A 16,542-nucleotide genomic window follows, 5' to 3' on the forward strand; every position below is an offset into this window, starting at 1 on the left:
GATTCACCTTCCTTGATTTTTGGTCACTTCAAGTTTAGGTCTTCATGGCCTTTTTGTTTAACACTTAGCGTTGCACTTCAATTTTAAATCCGGGTAATTACAATTTTCTAAATAATCATCAATACCTGCTTTAAAATCAGATTCTAGTTCTTTAACATTCTTTCCTTCATAAGAACTAACAATATTTTTTTAATCCAAGAACATGTCCAAAAATTGCAGAAAGGTACCCAATATGAAATTTGATAAATTTTCTCCCGTAACTGGCAATGACTTAGCAATCGTTCAAGGTCAATCACGTTACGGCGTTGACTGCCAAGATAGCGCAATCGATATTTATGACCTAACCACTGATGAATACTGGCAAGACAATTCTTTTCCGGGTAATCAATTAGTCTTCTTTGATTTTCAAACTGGGCAAAAATTTGAACCGATGTCACGTAAAGAAAACCAATTTTTCTTTAGTGTTATCTACCAAAGTGGTTATTTCTACTTCTTACACGCCCAACTTGATCAAGATCAACTAACCTTATTCAAATATCTTCCAGGACAAGAATCTGAAATTATTCATCAAATGTCGCTTACTGGTTTACACACTCTTAATTTATCGCTAGTTAATGATCAAGCACATGTCTGGATTGCTTCTTTTAATGATGACATTGACTTCTATCACCCACAAAAATTTTCTGTAGTTAATGAACCAGATCAGAGTTTGCTTTTCATCGATGACAACAAACTTTACTTTGAACAAGACAGTGATTTTTACTCAGATAATGAATATGAACATATCCCTGATCGGATTATTATCAAAGACTTTGATGATCATGTTCTCAGCAATATACAAGGAAATATCATTTTACTATCTAATGGCAAATGGCAAAAAGTTGATGGCAACTTTGCGGGTGAACTAAGCCCACTCACTGGTCAAACTCGTTATTGGGCATGCATTTCAGATTATATGAAGTTTGAAGATTTTCGTGATGATTATTGGCAAACTCGTATTTATCCGGGAAACTATTTAATTTTTTATGATGAAAAAACCGGCAAAACTTTCTCACCATTTCCAGCTAAACCTAATATTTGTTACGGTGAAACAATTTTCAATAATGGATTTTTCTATTTTACTCAAGTAAACATTGAAGCAAACGAATTAAAAATTTTTAAATACTATCCTGAACAAGAAGCAGGAATCATTTTTACTTGCTCATTAAGTGCGGTTAACTTACATAATTTAACCTTGATGCCGTGCGATAATGGTGTGCAATTAGTCAGCGATACTGATCAGGGTCCTAATACAGAAAATTACTCAGTTAAAGGCTATTTCCCTGAAAAATTCACCTTAACTTGTACTGAAAGTCAACTACCTCTATTTATAAAGAATCATCAAATGTATTTCAGTGATTACGAAGTCCATTACAATGACAATGATGATTTTATTAAATACGTTTACTACACCTGTAGCAAAAACTTAAACAATAAATTGATTTCCAAAGAACGTGGCTTATACACTTTAGCACCAAACGGCAAATGGTGGCTAAGCTAACAAAAAACTCCCTAGTTATTACAACTAAGGAGTTTTTTAATTTATATGAAATTATAAAGTGATTTCACCACTAGCAATCAATTCGTCGCACTTAGTTGGTTCAAATTCTGCACCAACTTCAAAGTTATCAGGAACAACCATGATACCACGCTTTTGTGGTGCATGTGGAAGACCTAATTCACGAGCTGAACAAATCATACCGTATGAATCAACACCACGAAGAGCACCTGGCCAAATTTGTTCACCATTTGGCATTAAAGTACCTGGAAGAGCAACAACAACCTTTTGACCTTGAGCAATGTTAGGAGCACCACAAACGATTTGATGTTCTTCACCGTCCCCCACTTCAACAGTAGTTACGTGAAGGTGATCTGAATCTGGGTGCTTTTCACAGGTCTTAACGTAGCCATAAACAAGGGTTGGCTTGCCATAAGCTAACTTATCATCAAAACCAACTTCAGCAAGCTTCTTATTTAAGGCTGCAAGTTCATCATCTGAAAGCTTAACTGGACCATTTGGTAACTTATCAAAGTCGATTAACTTATCAACGTTGAAGAAGTTAAAACCAATAGTCTTGCCTTCATCGTTAGTTACGCGAGTAACGTCTTCTTTTTCTTCAAATGAACTACGGCCTTCATCATGACCCATAATCACGATCAAAGTATTAGGATAAGCTTCTTTATTAGTACTAGTAATCATGCTTTTTCTATTTCTCCTTTTAATCAAGTGATCGTAAAAAATTTTCTACTTCATCTTTAGTTTTACGGTCCTTATTTACTAGTCTACCAATTTCTTTACCATCTTGGTAGACAACAAATGAAGGAATTCCCATAATCATTAATTTTTTTGCAACATCCATTGAGCCATCACGGTCAATTTGATAAAACTTAGCATTTGAAAAATCTTTTTCAATTTCTGGTAAGAATGGATCTAAGAAGCGGCAATCAGGGCACCAATTGGCAGAGAATTCCAATACAACGCGACCTGATTTAGTGATTTCTGTTAATTGATCTTCAGTTAATTCTTTAATCTTTTCCATAATTTTACCCCTCATTATCAACTTACTATTTATAAGTATTTTAATGATTAAAAATATATTTTACAAGTGCTATGCTTCAAAATCTGCATGCAATGCATAAATTGGATTGCCTTTAGCAACAAATTTATGTTCATATTCAGTTTCAATATTCTTTTCTACGATTTCAGGTTTTTCGTGATGTAAGTCTACTGAAACAAAATCAAAATGCATCCCAAAATTATTCATACTTTGCACAGAATAAGCAAATAAGCCTGAATTATCTGTCTTAAATTCAATATGACCATCTTTAGTTAAGACCTGTTGGTACTTAGCTAAAAAGCTCTTATAAGTCAATCTGCGCTTCTCGTGACGAGTCTTTGGCCATGGATCACTGAAGTTCAAGTAAATGACATTCGTGCTGTTTTCAGGGAAGAAGCAGTTAATATCAGCTGCATCCCCGCGCAAAATTTGTAAATTGTCTAGGCCTTTTTCTAGCTTAGTTCTCAAAATAATACCAGCTGCAGTAGTTTGAAGTTCAAGCGCTACATAATTTTTATCTGGATTATTTTCAGCTAAGGTAGTAATAAAATGGCCCTTACCTGAACCCACTTCAATTTCAATTGTATTGTCATTGCCAAAACGTGCCGCCCAATCAATCTTCTTTTCAGGGTCAGGATTTTGCAAAACACTTTCAGGATGTTCATTAACAAGCTTTACAGCCCAAGGTTTATTTCTTAATCTCATTCTTTCAATTCCTATCTCTTTATTTTTTGTTGTTTAACTCTAACTGATAAATAACCATAATTGATAATCATCGTGAACACAAATAATACTGCAATACTAATCCAAAGATGAGAATCAATTGGCAATAGTACTAGCCAGAATACGCTGATCAATAGCCATTGGATCAGAAGTCCTAAGTTTAAGACTTTGACTAAATCCTTTCCGCGATTGTCACGCACAATTGGATAGACACGATACATGATGTTTGAATCAAACTCGGTTGCCATCGGTAACAGTTGGTAAACGGTCAAGAAAATCACTAAGCAAGACAAGCCAAGTGCCCAACGCCAATCTTGTACCAGCCAAGAAATCAACACGGCAAAAGCTGTCATTCTAACTAATAAATTCAAGTACTCTGGATTTCTGAGTAGTGATCTCCGATACAAGAATAAGTTAGGATTTTCTTTAGCGATTGACTTAGGTAAAAGAAAATCAAGATATTTTCTACGTTTAATCGTTACTTGCTTTTCTTCAACATCAGTAAACATGCTAAAGATGCTGTAAACGCGGTCTTTTCTTGCTTTTTCACTTTCAACGGCATAACGCCAATCGAATAATAGCTGTTTATTTCTTTTAACTGATGCAAATAATCCTGCTATGGCAAATCCGATTATCGGATAATATGTAGTAAAAATCGACACTACCAAAGCAGCTAAACTAATCCAACTAAACTTTATTTTTTGACCAAAATATAAATTCTTTTGTTCAATATCTAATTCTGCCACTTTAATAAAAAATAGCGTCAAAATTAACAAAATATAGCTAGGAGTATTAAGCCCCGCTTTGATCGTGGCAAATGGAAACAGGATACCAGCAAACAATAATTCTAAGATAAACGGTAAAACCAAACTGTATTTAAACATCGGTTTCAAATATTCATCCATCCGCTCATCTTGAGTGAACAAGAACTGCATATCCGCGTCTTTTAATAGCGTAACCAAATGTCCCGTCAATAACGGCAGCCATAACAGTAAACCTGTCAATGGCTTGTAAAACCACAAACTAGTTGGCATCGACTTCATGGCTTGGGCATACCAGAACATCAAAGCCCCGAATAAAAAGATCAAAGCCAAGATAAAGAAGTCATTGAAAACCAGTGTTAAATACTTAACTGATTGCTTAAGGTTTTCGTTTAACCTTTTTTTCGCTAACTCACGCATTGCCATTATCCTCTCTATTCAAAGCTAAATAGAGCTTGTCAAACGGATCATCAGGCTTCAAACCATAGTGCTGACGAATTTCTTGTAAGCTGCCAATCACTTCAATGGTGCCGCGGTTTAAAACAGCATAGTTAGAAATTGCTTGTTGTGCATCAGCTAAAACGTGAGTAGTCATCAGCACCATTTTGCCGTTAGCAATTGATTGCTTAATTAAATCAATCAGATTAGCTACAGCAAGTGGATCAAGACCAGTAAATGGCTCATCGATTACAAGCAAGCTGGTATCAGCTAAAAAGGCGGATACGATCATGACCTTTTGCCGCATCCCTTTAGAAAAGTGAATCGGCAGCCAATCAAGCTTATCATCTAATCTAAACATTTTAAGTAGTTCATGCGCCCTATCCCATGATTTGCTAGGATCAAGACCATAACTCAACATCGTTAACTCCAAATGCTCTTTTAAAGTTAATTCTGGATATAAAACTGGCGTTTCAGGAATATAAGCAACTTGCCGCTTAAACTTGGTTGGCTGCATCGTCAAATTCACATCATTGAGCAAAATTTTACCTTTTTGCGGTCTAAGCAAACCCAAAATATGCTTAATCGTAGTTGACTTACCTGCACCATTTAAACCAATTAAGCCCAGTGCCTCTCCTGGCTTAATCTCCAAATTAATATCTTTAATAACTGGGACACCAGTATAGCCTCCAGTTAAGTCTTCAATTTTTAATGTCATTTTTTCGTTTCTTTCTATGCACTTACCCAATCATACCGTCTTAAAAATAAGGGGTTCTTCTTATCATTATTGGTAATCTCATTATTGACTTTAGCTTGCTCTAACTTATAATGTGAATCTAGGGTCAATAATAATTCACTAGAAATTCCCATTACTTTTTCTAACCGCAAAGCTAATATTTCATTAATAAATCTTTTGCGCTTTAAAATATCAGAAATATTTTTTTGACTTACACCTAATCTTTCAGCTAAATCTGTTTGAGTAATATCATAATATTCCATTGTCTCTTGAATTAAATCAGCAGCAGAACTAACATGATATTTTTTTATTTTATTTTCGCGATGAAGCATGATAAAGCCCCTTTCTTTAATGATAGTCTTCAATAGAAATTATTTGGACTGTCACAATTTCTGCTTTTTTTCGTAGATATCACATCATTTTTATCGTAACCTTCAAAAATCATACGATAATTTCCACTAACATCTACGGCAAATTCACCTTGCAAGTTTCCTTGAAGTTTATGGCACCTTGGTGGTGAATCTGAAGGAATTTGAGCCAAATTTTTTGCCGCATCAAATTCGTCTAATCGTGCCATAATTCGCATGGCACGATCTTTTCCAAACTCCTTTGTCATTAGCCTTGGACTATTTAATACCTTAGTTAATTTTTTGTCTCTGCAAAATATTCCACATATTCACCTCACCGTAATTATACCATATCGGTATATTTTGAAGTAAAAAGCAATCTTTCTTTCATTTTTTAGTATTCTAATTATTGATTAAGTTCGTTTCATGATACCATGAATGTTATAAGAAACTAAAGTCTAACAAATAAGAGGTAATTATATGGAAAATAAAAATTTAGTTGACGATTGTTTATTCTGCAAAATTATCCGCGGTGAAGTTCCAAGCTACACCGTCTTCGAAAACGATGATGTCAAAGCTTTCTTAGACATCTCTCAAGTTAACCCAGGTCACACTTTGATGATCCCTAAGAAGCACATCACTAACTTATTTGACTATACTAAGGAAGATGCTCAAAGATATTTGCAATACATCCCTGAAATTGCTAACGCAATCAAGAAGGCATTTCCTAACGTTACTGGGATGAACATTACCACTAACAACGGTAAGTCAGCTAACCAAGTAGTTATGCACTCACACATTCACTTCATTCCTCGTTTTGAAGGCGACGGCTTGAAGCTCATGACTCGTAACAATGCAGATCAATATGACGAAGCAAAATACAACGAAGTTGCTGATAAGATTAAAGCACAATTTTAAGGTGAAATAATGAAACATTTTCTTTTAGGCACTGTTTTCGGTGCTGCAGCTGGATTAGTCTTTTCTTGCATGAAAGATGATGAAGGCAATCGTCCAGGAAAACCACTTAAGGATGAATTTGATGCCTTTAAGCATGAAGCCAATCGATTCAATCAAGCTTTGCAAAAAGCAAAAAAAGCAAGTCAAGAATTAAATGAACAAATGCCTCAAGCTGAACGAACTATTAGCGACCTCAGCGATGATGTTGAAAAGTATTCAAGACATATTGATCCAACTGTTGATAAAATCAAACAAAAAAGTGATCAATTAAATCAAGATTTTGGTGAAAACAATATTGTTAAATAAGAAATATTAAAGAAAATTTGTTTTTTTTGTGAATATTGCTTATTTAAAAACGAAACAACTAATTTTATGGTATATTATTTGACAGTTACTTAATTAAGGATGTGGAGATTTATTTATATGAAGAGTTATATGAAAAAAGTTGCTGCAGTTATTGCTGTAGCTGGTGTTGCTTTATCTACTGCTGCCTGCTCAAATAGCGGCAACAATGCTACTGTTGCTTCTTACAAGGGTGGTAAGATTACTCAACAACAATACTACGATGAAATGAAGAAATCTCAAGCTGGTAAGTCAGCTTTGGCTAACATGATTATTAACCGTGCTTTGGAACAACAATACGGCAAGTACGTTTCATCAAAGAAAGTTGATAAGAAATACAGCAACTACAAGAAGCAATACGGCTCACAATTTAGTGCTGTTTTACAACAAAATGGTATGACTGCTTCAACATTCAAGCAAAACTTGAAGACCAATTTGCTTTCTGAAGCAGCTTTAAAGCACATTAATAAGATTTCTAAGAAGCAAGAACAACAAGCTTGGAAGAACTACCAACCTAAGGTAACTGTTCAACATATTTTAGTTGCTAAAAAGTCAACTGCTGAAAGTATTATCAAGCAATTGAAGGACGGTAAGAGCTTCAAGAGCTTAGCTAAGAAGTACTCACTTGATACTGCTACTAAGAATAAGGCTGGTAAGCTTCCTGCATTTGATTCAACCGACAACACTTTAGACAGTGCATTCAAGACTGCTGCATTCAAGCTTAAGACCGGTGAAGTTACCGAAAGTCCAGTTAAGTCACAATCTGGTTACCACGTAATCAAGATGATTAGTCACCCAGCCAAGGGTAAGTTTGCTGATCACAAGAAGGCAATCGATGATGAAATTTACGCATCAATGGCTCAAGATCAAGCTGTTATGAAGGACGTTATTGCTACTGTATTGAAGAACGCAGGCGTTTCTATCAAGGATAACGACTTGAAGGATGTATTATCAGCTTACGTTTCAACTGGTGCTACTAAGTAATAAATATTACTAAATAAAAAAATCCAATTCTCGCTTGAGAGTTGGATTTTTTATTTATCTTCAAATGCCTATCCTTTTAATAACAGTATAAGTAACCGCTTTAATGCTAAAATTAAAGTATAGAAAGAAGTTTTAATTATGAATAAAATTAAATTAAAAGGTGGTCACTTATCACTTCCAGAATTAAACGCTATTTTTACTACCATTCCTCAAGAATTTGACGTACTCGATGAAAATGATATTGTTGTCTGGTCATCAATGAATGAGCATCGCATCTTCCCTAGAACTGAAAAAGATATTGGCAAGACTGTCTTCAAAGTTCATCCCGGTCACTCGCAAGGTCGAGTTAAAGCTGTTTTAAAACAAATGCACGAGGGAGAACGCAATTCAATTTCAATTAATATTCATAAGGATGGCCAGCCATTAAATATTTCTTTTTATAGCTTTCACGATGATAATGGAAAATATTTGGGATGTGTGGAAGTCACGCAGCCTGTTAAAAGTTATCAGGTTAAAGGCAGTAAATGGTGCAATCTTCTAAATATGATCCACAAAAAATAATCGTTAACTAAAAATGGCAGTACAATTGTACTACCATTTTTTCTATTCTAGATGTCGTGCCTTTTCCAATGCTGGATCATGCTTAGGGTGATAATATCTCTTGCCATCTTGGCTAAGCAAAGGCTCAGTAAATTGACCTTTAGGCGTATGTTGCAAAGCATTCGTCACAGCATAAACCGCTGCATCTAAATCGTCAATTCGGTGAAGCAATTCAGCTTCAAGCAGAGCTGGCAACTTAGGCGAACCATATTCAAACTTGCCATGGTGCGACAAGACCATATGTCTGAGTAAAAGCAAATCCTCTGATTCAAGATCAAAATCCAAGTCATTAGCTGCAAGCATAATTTGCTCATCTATTAAAACTAAATGACCAACCAAATTTCCTTCGGTTGTGTATTGTGTTGCAGCTGGACCTGTAAGCTCCAATACTTTGCCCATATCATGCAAAATACATCCCGCATAAAGCAAGGAACGATTGACTTGTTCATAATTATCAGCTAACCCCTTAGCATCCTTTAACATTGATAATGTGTGAAATGCTAAACCGCCTCGAACAGCATGGTGGTTGCTCTTACCTGCTGGATAATCATAGAATCTTTTGCCCCACTTTTTAAGCAGATATTCTACGATTGTTTTCCAAGTCTTATTTTGAATCTGTGCTACGAAATTATTTATCTCCTGCTCCATTTCATTAATTGGCTCAGGAGCAGATTTAATAAATTGGTCAAGATTATAGCCCTCTTGAGGTCCTACAACACGCAAACTATAAATGCGAATCTGAGGGCGCCCTTGATACTCTTCTCTTTTACCATTTAGCTCAACAATTGTGCCTGTACTAAAGGTTGCTGCATCTTGATTATTAGCATCCCAATAATTGCCATGGATTTCACCTGAGTCATCACCAAATTGCATAGCCAAATAAAGATTATTTTTCTTATTATGACGCAATTGTGAATTCTTAATTAAAACAACGATATCCATTTCTTCGCCATCGTTATAATCTAATAATCGTTTAAGCATCTTGAGTTCCTTTCGTAAAAGTTAAAGGCGAAATTTCTAATTGATCAACCAATTTTTCTTGAGCTGTAAAAATCAATACCTGATTATTTTCACTAACCTTTTCAAGTAATTTCTTAATATAACCAATTCGGCGATCATCAAAATTAACAAATGAATCGTCAATTAAGATTGGCAAATTAATCTTATCTTTAATTTGTTCAATAAATGCCAATTTCAACGCAAAATAAAGCTGTTCTGCAGTACCACGAGATAAATATTTAACTTCACGCTTTTTTCCATCTTTACGCGTAACCGTTAATTTCTTATCTAAAATGATATCGACATAACGGCCACCCGTAAGCAAAGCAAAATACTCTTTAGCTGCACTAAGCATCTTAGGAAAACGCTCATTAGAAGCCAAATCAAGTGAACGACTAATCCACCTCGATACTACTAAATTAGCCAAATATTCTTGACTGCTGTTAACAAAATTAGTCTCCGTATTAGCTAATTCCTGCTTTGCTTCAAATACTGCAGTTGAATCAGCCAAATTGTCCAATTGAACTTGTAATTTAGCAACTTGAGCTTGCAAGGCATCAATTTCTTTCGTTGTATCAGTAGCTTGAGCAGCCAGATTTTGCAATTGTGCCAAAACCTTGCCAGGTTCCTTAGCTTCCTGCTTCAATTCATCCAGATCATCATGCAAATTCTTTTCTAGAGCATCGTATTGAGCCTTAATTTTAGCTTGAGCTAAAAATTCTTGATAAGCTGCATCATATGATGCCATATCTTCCACATTAGCTTGAGCTAAAACAGCTTTTAACTGCAAATTCAACTCTTCTAAATCTTGCTTGTCCTGACTTAATGCATTAGATAAATTAGATTTTTTCTGCACTAACTCTTGTTGCTGATTAATTTGTTCTTCAATTTCGTCTAAGCCATTCAAAATCTGATCAAAACCATCATCGACTGGCTTTCTTATAATATTTTGAACATTAGCAGCAAGCTGAGCAACTTTTTGATTAATTTCATTTAATTGTTCAGAGTTAGTTTTTTCCGCGCTTTCTTTAAGCTTATATTGATTTAAATTGGTCAACAAACTATTTAAATCCAACATGTCAGGATCTAAATTATATTTTGAATAAAATGCCTGTCTCCGATCTTTAACTGCCTTTTGTTTTGCCAAAATAGCTGCTTGTTGCTTATTAGCTTGTTCACTTTTTACATAGCCAAAACCTGCAAGTCCAATACCAGCTATTAATGCAATAATGCCTACCACTCCAGCAGTACCCAATAAAATTAGACCTATAACTGCTAATACAGCACCAACAACATACCAAATTTTATCACTAGAACTATTTTCATTAAATTCTTCATTTGGTTTTGATGGCAAAGCCAAGAAGTCCTCTTTAAGCTGCTTAATGTCATCCGTTTGCAAATCAAGCAATTGATTAATTTCAGGTGATAAAGCAAGTAATTGCTCTTTTTCTTGCTTTAACTGATCTGCCTTTTGCAAACAATTGCGATATTCGGCCTGCCATTGCAATAATTGAGGCTTTTGTTGTACGACTTTCTTAGACTCAGCTACATCATTTATTTCATTATCGGTTAAGGAAGATAATTGCTCTTGCAAGGATTGCATCATCTTCTGTAAATTTCGCCCTTGCGCCATTAAATCCTGAGCTTTTTGATAATTTTCACTATCAAATTTGATATCTTTTATCTGTTTTTGCAAATCTAGTAAAGTCGTATAGTTGCTCAACTCTTTTTGCAACTCACGCAAACTTGCTTGCTTATTTTGAATATTAGCTAAAGCCTTCTGGGCTTTTCTCAAGCGATCTTTATAGTCTTTTAGATCTTGAGCTAACTTCTCATAATCACTAAATTCTGCCTTGGTTTGTGCCAATTGATCACGATCAGTTTCTATTTGCTTTAATAAACGGTTAACTTCAGGCTTTTTACCAGTCTTTTTAAACAGCTTGCCAGCTTCTTTAGCAAAATCATCGCGCAACTTTAACAATTGGCCACTATTAGCAGCACCTAAGTAATAAATACGCTCAAGTAAATCTTCTTGGCTCAAACTAGTAACTTGGCCTAGCATTTCTTGATTAAAAATAAAGCTATCTGCATAAAACGAACCGTCAATATTTTGAATTTGATCAAAAAACAAATTTTCAGGTACAACTTGACCGTCTTTTTTAACGGTTAAAATTCCTCGTTTGGTTTTATCGCCCTTGGCGTACAGACGCTCTAATTCATATTCTGAATCATCATTTTCAAAAACTAAACTACCACCCATTGGACTAACATGTGCCAACGGCGTATAGTCTTCAAAAAACGGCGAGGCATTGCTGCGCAAATGGAAGCCAAACATTACTTGCTTAATAAAAGCAACGGTTGTACTCTTTCCCGCCTCATTAGCTCCAAAGAAGACATTGATTTGATCACTAGGTAAGTCAAAAGTTTTATTAGAGAATTGCCCAAAATTGACTATTTTAATTTGTTTCAGTCTCATCAGTAATTCCTTTCAATTTACCCATTAATTTAACTTCTGTCAGTTGCTTAACCGCATCAATAAATGCAGGGTCTTCTGCTAATTGAGCAGATAGAGGATCCATTTTCTTCCAGTCACTCACAATCTGATCAAATTCGTCATTTTTAAATATTTCGCTTTTGGCTTGTTCAAAAGCCTGCTGATCATTTTCATTGAGTTCCAAATTAGAACTTATTTTCAAGCGTACATCTACAAACTGCGAATCAAACAACAAATTTTGCGAAATATTTTGCCAAAAATCTGTGTCTTGAATTAATTCCTGTTCCTCTTCAGTCATAAATTGGGCACCAGCAATAGTTAAGCTGAAATAAGTCTTTTGCTCAGCATTATTTAAACTTGCAATAATTCGATTCTGTAAATCAGCTTTACTAATTGGAGCATCTAATTCTACTTGCACTCCTTGCCACAGAATAGGTCCTGTTGCCTTAAATTCAATACTTGTTTTTTTGGTACTTTCATCAATTACGCCAAGATAGCATCCCTTGGCACCCATTTCATTAATATGACGGCCCTGAATGTTACCTGAATAGACAATCCACGGCTTTTCACTCAAATTACGTCGAGCATGAATATGCCCTAAAGCAAAGTAATCATAATTTAATGCCTGAACTTCAGCAACCGTAAATGGTGCATAAACATTTTTACGACTATCAGTTTCTTTTTCTTGGGCATGCATTAAACCAAAAGTATAATTTTGCCCTTTTTCAGGGAAATCTGGAATTTTATCTTCTGTAATATGATTATTTAAATACGAAAAGCCAACTACATCATAGTTAAAATTATCTTTAGTCTTAAATGATGCTTTTTCTACTACTTCATCTGCACCAAGCAATTTAAAATATGGGCTCTGGTTAACCAATAAATCTTCACGTCGCATATGATCATGATTACCAAAAATCATTACTACTTGAATCTGTGCATCAGTCAGTCGCTTAATCTGCTCTGCAAAAAACAACTGCGAACGTGGAGATGGCTTAGCACTATCAAAAGTATCACCTGCAATCAAAACAAGATCAACTTTTTCAGCTAAAGCTAAGTCTACAATCCGTATTAATGATTGATCAGCTGCTTGATATATCTGATTAAATTCCTTAGATGGCAAAAAAGATAGCCCGCGAAATGGACTATCTAAATGCGCATCTGCAAAATGAATAAATTTCATCGCAAATTCTAGTTTCTAAGACCTTCATAAAGATCATTAATTGGCTTAGTGTAAGCCTTTTGGATTTCACCTAACAAATCATACAAGCCTTGTTCACTCTTAAGAAGAGCAACAATCTTGTCGTTCTTTTGTACTTGAGCGTTTAATTCTTGGTAAGCCTTTTGATCTTCATCAGATAATGGCTTGCCAGTTTGTTGAGCTTGCATAATCTTAGCTTGAATCTCATCCATCTTCTTAAATAAAGCTGCACTTTCGTCGTCTGCTTGAACAGCCTTAACAGCGTCACCAACAGCCTTGTATTGGTCAGTCTTTGTTAAATCTTGTGCTAATTGATTAGCTGAATCATAAATATTAATCATCAAATTGGTCCTCCTAAATTTTATTGGCCAAATAAACCTTTGACATCATTATACCATTCATTAATTTTCTGTCCTGCTGATCCAATGCCAGCTTGAATTTTTTGTCCTAAGCCATTGGTCCAATCAAAATTAGATCCATTGTTTTTAACAAGTTGACCAGGCGATTTTTCTGTAAATTGCGTTTGAGCAGTATACGGTAAAATTCCTTCCATTTCTGCCTTATACAATCTAGTGATCCCTGTTTCTGATACTCCTTGCATATAACGCTGCTTGCTTGTTTGGTCAAAACCAACCCAAGTAGCTAACACAATATCAGGAGTATAACCGACAATCCATTGGTCCCTTGTTCCAAAACCATATGAATTAGGAACTTCAGTTGAACCAGTTTTACCAGCAACCCGGAAGCCATTAGGTTGAGCAGTTTGCGCAGTACCATTAGTGAAAACGCCAAGCATCATTGTTGTCATTTCTTTGGCAGTATTTTCAGAAATAATTCTATGATTACCTGGATTATTATTTTCAACCAAAACATTGCCACTGGCATCGGTAATTTGAGTAATAAAGTAGGAATTATTAGGCAAATTACCCTTATTGGCAAAGGCAGAATATGCACGAGCCATCTGTAAAGGTGAAACCCCTGTAGAAAATCCGCCTAAAGCCAAAGCTAAGTTACGATCTGACTTAGGCACCTTTATACCAAAATTCTGAACAGATTGGACGCCCTTGTTTACACCGATTTTATCGAGTAACCATACTGCAGGAACGTTTTTACTTTGAGCCAAAGCCTCATACATTGGAATTTTATCAGAATAGCCATTATCCACGTTGTGAGGCTCATAACCATTTTTACCAAACTTCTGCAACTTATTGGAAAGTTCAGAATCATAATGATAGCCATTTTGAAGAGCTGGTGCATAAACAGCAATTGGCTTAATTGATGAACCAGGCTGACGCTTCATTTGAATTGCACGATTATAACCGCGGAAGACATGCTTGCCGCGACCACCGATTACCGCTCTTACAGCACCTGTTTCTGGATCCATTGCCACACTCGCACCTTGACACTTTGTGCCATCAGCACCATTTTGTGGGAAAAGCCAGCTTTCATTAAAGGTATCTTGCAATCTTCCTTGGTAATTTTGATTAAGAGTAGTGTAAATCTTAAGTCCTTTATTCATTACCTGCTCTTCAGTTAAGCCATATTTGCTAATAGCTTCATCTACTACAGCATCAAAGAAATATGGATAGCGATAGCCATCTTTATTTCTAAACGTATTTCTCAGAGTTAATCCTTGTTTAGAATAAGCTTTAGCTTGAGCGGCAGTTAACTTACCATTGTCAGCCATTAATCCTAAAATCAAATTGCGCCGTGATAAAGCATTAGCCATATGATCAACAGGATTGTAAAAACTTGGATTACGCAAAATTCCTGCTAATGTTGCAGCTTCACCTACTGTGACATCGCTAGCATTTTTACCAAAGTACCTGCGACTTGCATCTTGAACGCCCCAGACTCCATTACCAAAATAAGCATTATTCAAATACATCGTCAGAATATCTTTTTTGGAATAAACATGGTTAATTTCAATCGCAAAGAATAGTTCTTCTAATTTACGTGAAAAAGTTTGCTGCTGAGTTAAAAGCGAATTTTTGGCTAATTGCTGCGTTAAAGTTGAACCACCACCGGTTACTTGTCCGTGGTGAATAATCAAACTTATCGCAGCACGGGCCATTCCCTTAATACTAAGGCCAGGATTCTTCCAGAAAGTACGGTCTTCTGTAGAAATCACAGCATTTTGAATATTAGGAGAAATTTTATCATATTCAACAAACGTTCCTTTTTGTGAATATAAAGAACCAGCTTTTTTGCCTTTATAGTCATAAATAGTTGTAGTCGTTGAAAGTGATGCCTTCAAATTTGAAATATTCGAAGTTTTAACTTTAATTGTATAATATGTACAAGTTATCAATATAAGAGTGAGCAGGATTAAAATAATCCAGCGTCCGATAAAGAAGCGGCGATCAATTCGATGCCAAACATCTTTAAAGCCACTTCTCTTTGGTTGGTCATTATTCATTAATACAATGCTCCTTTTTAGAAACAAGAAAATTGTATCACATTGCTAGTACACTTGTTTAGAAATGAAATAGTCTTAGGAAATATTTATGGTTTATCATTTTACACTTTTTTATCCTAAAAATCTCGAGCCCTTACCTGTAAATGACGTATTACGCAAATTGCTTATTCCGAGAAAATGGCGTCATTACTTAAGAATTGAACAAAATATTACAATTAACGGCACATATCGCTATTTTAATCAAAATGTTTTGCCAGGCGATAAAATTGACATTATATTAGATCAGGTTGACTCTGCTCAACAAAAATATCCAGCTAGTGGAAAATTGCCTGATATCATTTATGAAGACGATAATCTTTTAATCATTAACAAAAAGAAGGGGCAAAAAACTCACCCCAACTTAAATGAAACCAATACCACCTTAAATGATTGCGCCACCTATTTAGGACAAAGTCCTTACATTGTTCATCGATTGGACATGCTTACCGGTGGCTTACTGCTTGTCGCAAAAAATCCTGCAGTAGTGCCGATTTTAAATCGTGAACTCACCAGTAAAACCTTCCATCGCGATTATTTGGCTAAAGTTGACCATGCAGATAAATTAAGCGATCAAGGAACAATTAATCAGCCAATTGATCATGATCCTGAAGATCAACGAAAAAGAATGATCTCACCTGCTGGACTTCATGCCGTAACACATTATCAAGTGTTAAAAAGAAATGATAATAATACAGCGGTAGTTAAACTAACTTTGGAAACTGGTCGTACTCACCAAATTCGTGTGCACCTCGCATCCCTTGGTACACCAATTATTGGCGATCCGTTGTATAATCCCAACTTTGGTGGAGAAGACTTGGCACTCGACGCTTATGAGATTTCATTGATTAAACCTTTTTCTTTTGAAAAATTAACAGTTAAATTACCAGAAGAAGAAATTAAATTAT

Annotated in this window: 18 protein-coding genes; 6 read left to right on the top strand and 12 right to left on the bottom strand. The window is 35.3% G+C overall.

Annotated features, from left to right (window positions below; genetic code table 11):
• Positions 1-232: 232 nt before the first annotated feature.
• Positions 233-1,540 (top strand): hypothetical protein, encoded by a 1,308-nt coding sequence (locus HMPREF0518_RS06190; protein ID WP_003627184.1) that lies wholly within the window; start codon positions 233-235, stop codon positions 1,538-1,540.
• Between the two features lie 51 nt (positions 1,541-1,591).
• Here the strand turns inward: HMPREF0518_RS06190 and ytpR are convergent, their stop codons facing one another.
• The 7 genes from ytpR to HMPREF0518_RS06225 all read right to left on the bottom strand — a co-directional run bounded on the left by ytpR (position 1,592) and on the right by HMPREF0518_RS06225 (position 5,841).
• The gene (ytpR, locus tag HMPREF0518_RS06195; protein WP_012212147.1) at positions 1,592-2,239 is read right to left on the bottom strand and encodes a YtpR family tRNA-binding protein; all 648 of its coding nucleotides are present in this window, start codon (positions 2,237-2,239) and stop codon (positions 1,592-1,594) included.
• Between the two features lie 19 nt (positions 2,240-2,258).
• Positions 2,259-2,579 carry a thioredoxin family protein gene (locus HMPREF0518_RS06200; RefSeq protein ID WP_014918424.1) on the bottom strand — a complete coding sequence of 107 codons (321 nt, stop codon included), beginning with the start codon at positions 2,577-2,579 and terminating at the stop codon, positions 2,259-2,261.
• Positions 2,580-2,648: 69 nt separating this feature from the next.
• Positions 2,649-3,302, bottom strand: a complete 654-nt coding sequence (gene trmB / locus HMPREF0518_RS06205; protein WP_003627189.1) for a tRNA (guanosine(46)-N7)-methyltransferase TrmB — start codon at positions 3,300-3,302, stop codon at positions 2,649-2,651.
• Positions 3,303-3,313: 11 nt separating this feature from the next.
• On the bottom strand, positions 3,314-4,501 hold the full coding sequence (locus tag HMPREF0518_RS06210) for an ABC transporter permease (RefSeq protein ID WP_020829349.1): 1,188 nt from the start codon (positions 4,499-4,501) through the stop codon (positions 3,314-3,316).
• Positions 4,494-5,237, bottom strand: a complete 744-nt coding sequence (locus HMPREF0518_RS06215) for an ABC transporter ATP-binding protein (RefSeq protein WP_003627193.1) — start codon at positions 5,235-5,237, stop codon at positions 4,494-4,496. The genes HMPREF0518_RS06210 and HMPREF0518_RS06215 overlap by 8 nt, the downstream gene beginning before the upstream one ends.
• Positions 5,238-5,251: 14 nt before the next feature.
• Positions 5,252-5,587 carry a HigA family addiction module antitoxin gene (locus HMPREF0518_RS06220; RefSeq protein ID WP_023192867.1) on the bottom strand — a complete coding sequence of 112 codons (336 nt, stop codon included), beginning with the start codon at positions 5,585-5,587 and terminating at the stop codon, positions 5,252-5,254.
• 29 nt (positions 5,588-5,616) lie between these two features.
• Positions 5,617-5,841 (bottom strand): type II toxin-antitoxin system RelE/ParE family toxin, encoded by a 225-nt coding sequence (locus HMPREF0518_RS06225; protein WP_020829350.1) that lies wholly within the window; start codon positions 5,839-5,841, stop codon positions 5,617-5,619.
• 241 nt (positions 5,842-6,082) lie between these two features.
• Between HMPREF0518_RS06225 and HMPREF0518_RS06230 the strand changes: the two genes are divergently transcribed.
• From HMPREF0518_RS06230 to HMPREF0518_RS06245, 4 genes are all read left to right on the top strand, one after another.
• Complete coding sequence (locus HMPREF0518_RS06230; protein ID WP_003627196.1) at positions 6,083-6,520, top strand: HIT family protein; 438 nt, start codon at positions 6,083-6,085, stop codon at positions 6,518-6,520.
• Positions 6,521-6,529: 9 nt separating this feature from the next.
• A complete protein-coding gene (locus tag HMPREF0518_RS06235; protein WP_003627197.1) occupies positions 6,530-6,865 on the top strand; it encodes a hypothetical protein in 336 nt (111 codons plus the stop codon).
• A gap of 117 nt (positions 6,866-6,982) precedes the next feature.
• A complete protein-coding gene (locus HMPREF0518_RS06240) occupies positions 6,983-7,885 on the top strand; it encodes a peptidylprolyl isomerase PrsA (RefSeq protein WP_003629779.1) in 903 nt (300 codons plus the stop codon).
• A gap of 138 nt (positions 7,886-8,023) precedes the next feature.
• Complete coding sequence (locus HMPREF0518_RS06245; protein ID WP_003627199.1) at positions 8,024-8,446, top strand: PAS domain-containing protein; 423 nt, start codon at positions 8,024-8,026, stop codon at positions 8,444-8,446.
• A 42-nt stretch (positions 8,447-8,488) separates the two neighbouring features.
• On the opposite strand, the gene HMPREF0518_RS06250 is transcribed toward HMPREF0518_RS06245, so the two are convergent.
• From HMPREF0518_RS06250 to HMPREF0518_RS06270, 5 genes are read right to left on the bottom strand one after another with little or no spacing between them, the layout of a single operon-like run.
• Complete coding sequence (locus HMPREF0518_RS06250) at positions 8,489-9,466, bottom strand: 3'-5' exoribonuclease YhaM family protein (RefSeq protein WP_003627200.1); 978 nt, start codon at positions 9,464-9,466, stop codon at positions 8,489-8,491.
• A complete protein-coding gene (locus tag HMPREF0518_RS06255) occupies positions 9,459-11,960 on the bottom strand; it encodes an ATP-binding protein (RefSeq protein WP_003627201.1) in 2,502 nt (833 codons plus the stop codon). Before HMPREF0518_RS06255 ends, HMPREF0518_RS06250 begins: the two co-directional genes overlap by 8 nt.
• Positions 11,941-13,161: a metallophosphoesterase family protein gene (locus HMPREF0518_RS06260; RefSeq protein WP_003627202.1), complete on the bottom strand. Its 1,221-nt coding sequence runs from the start codon at positions 13,159-13,161 to the stop codon at positions 11,941-11,943. Before HMPREF0518_RS06260 ends, HMPREF0518_RS06255 begins: the two co-directional genes overlap by 20 nt.
• An 8-nt stretch (positions 13,162-13,169) precedes the next feature.
• The gene (locus HMPREF0518_RS06265; protein WP_003627204.1) at positions 13,170-13,520 is read right to left on the bottom strand and encodes a YlbF/YmcA family competence regulator; all 351 of its coding nucleotides are present in this window, start codon (positions 13,518-13,520) and stop codon (positions 13,170-13,172) included.
• Positions 13,521-13,540: 20 nt separating this feature from the next.
• Entirely contained in the window at positions 13,541-15,598 is a 2,058-nt protein-coding gene (locus HMPREF0518_RS06270; RefSeq protein ID WP_003627206.1) for a PBP1A family penicillin-binding protein, read from the bottom strand.
• Positions 15,599-15,686: 88 nt separating this feature from the next.
• Here HMPREF0518_RS06270 and HMPREF0518_RS06275 point away from each other — a divergent pair.
• On the top strand, positions 15,687-16,542 hold an 856-nt coding region (locus HMPREF0518_RS06275; RefSeq protein WP_003627209.1), incomplete at its 3' end, for an RluA family pseudouridine synthase.

The organism is Lactobacillus helveticus DSM 20075 = CGMCC 1.1877, from assembly GCF_000160855.1.
Classification (GTDB): Bacteria; Bacillota; Bacilli; order Lactobacillales; family Lactobacillaceae; genus Lactobacillus; species Lactobacillus helveticus.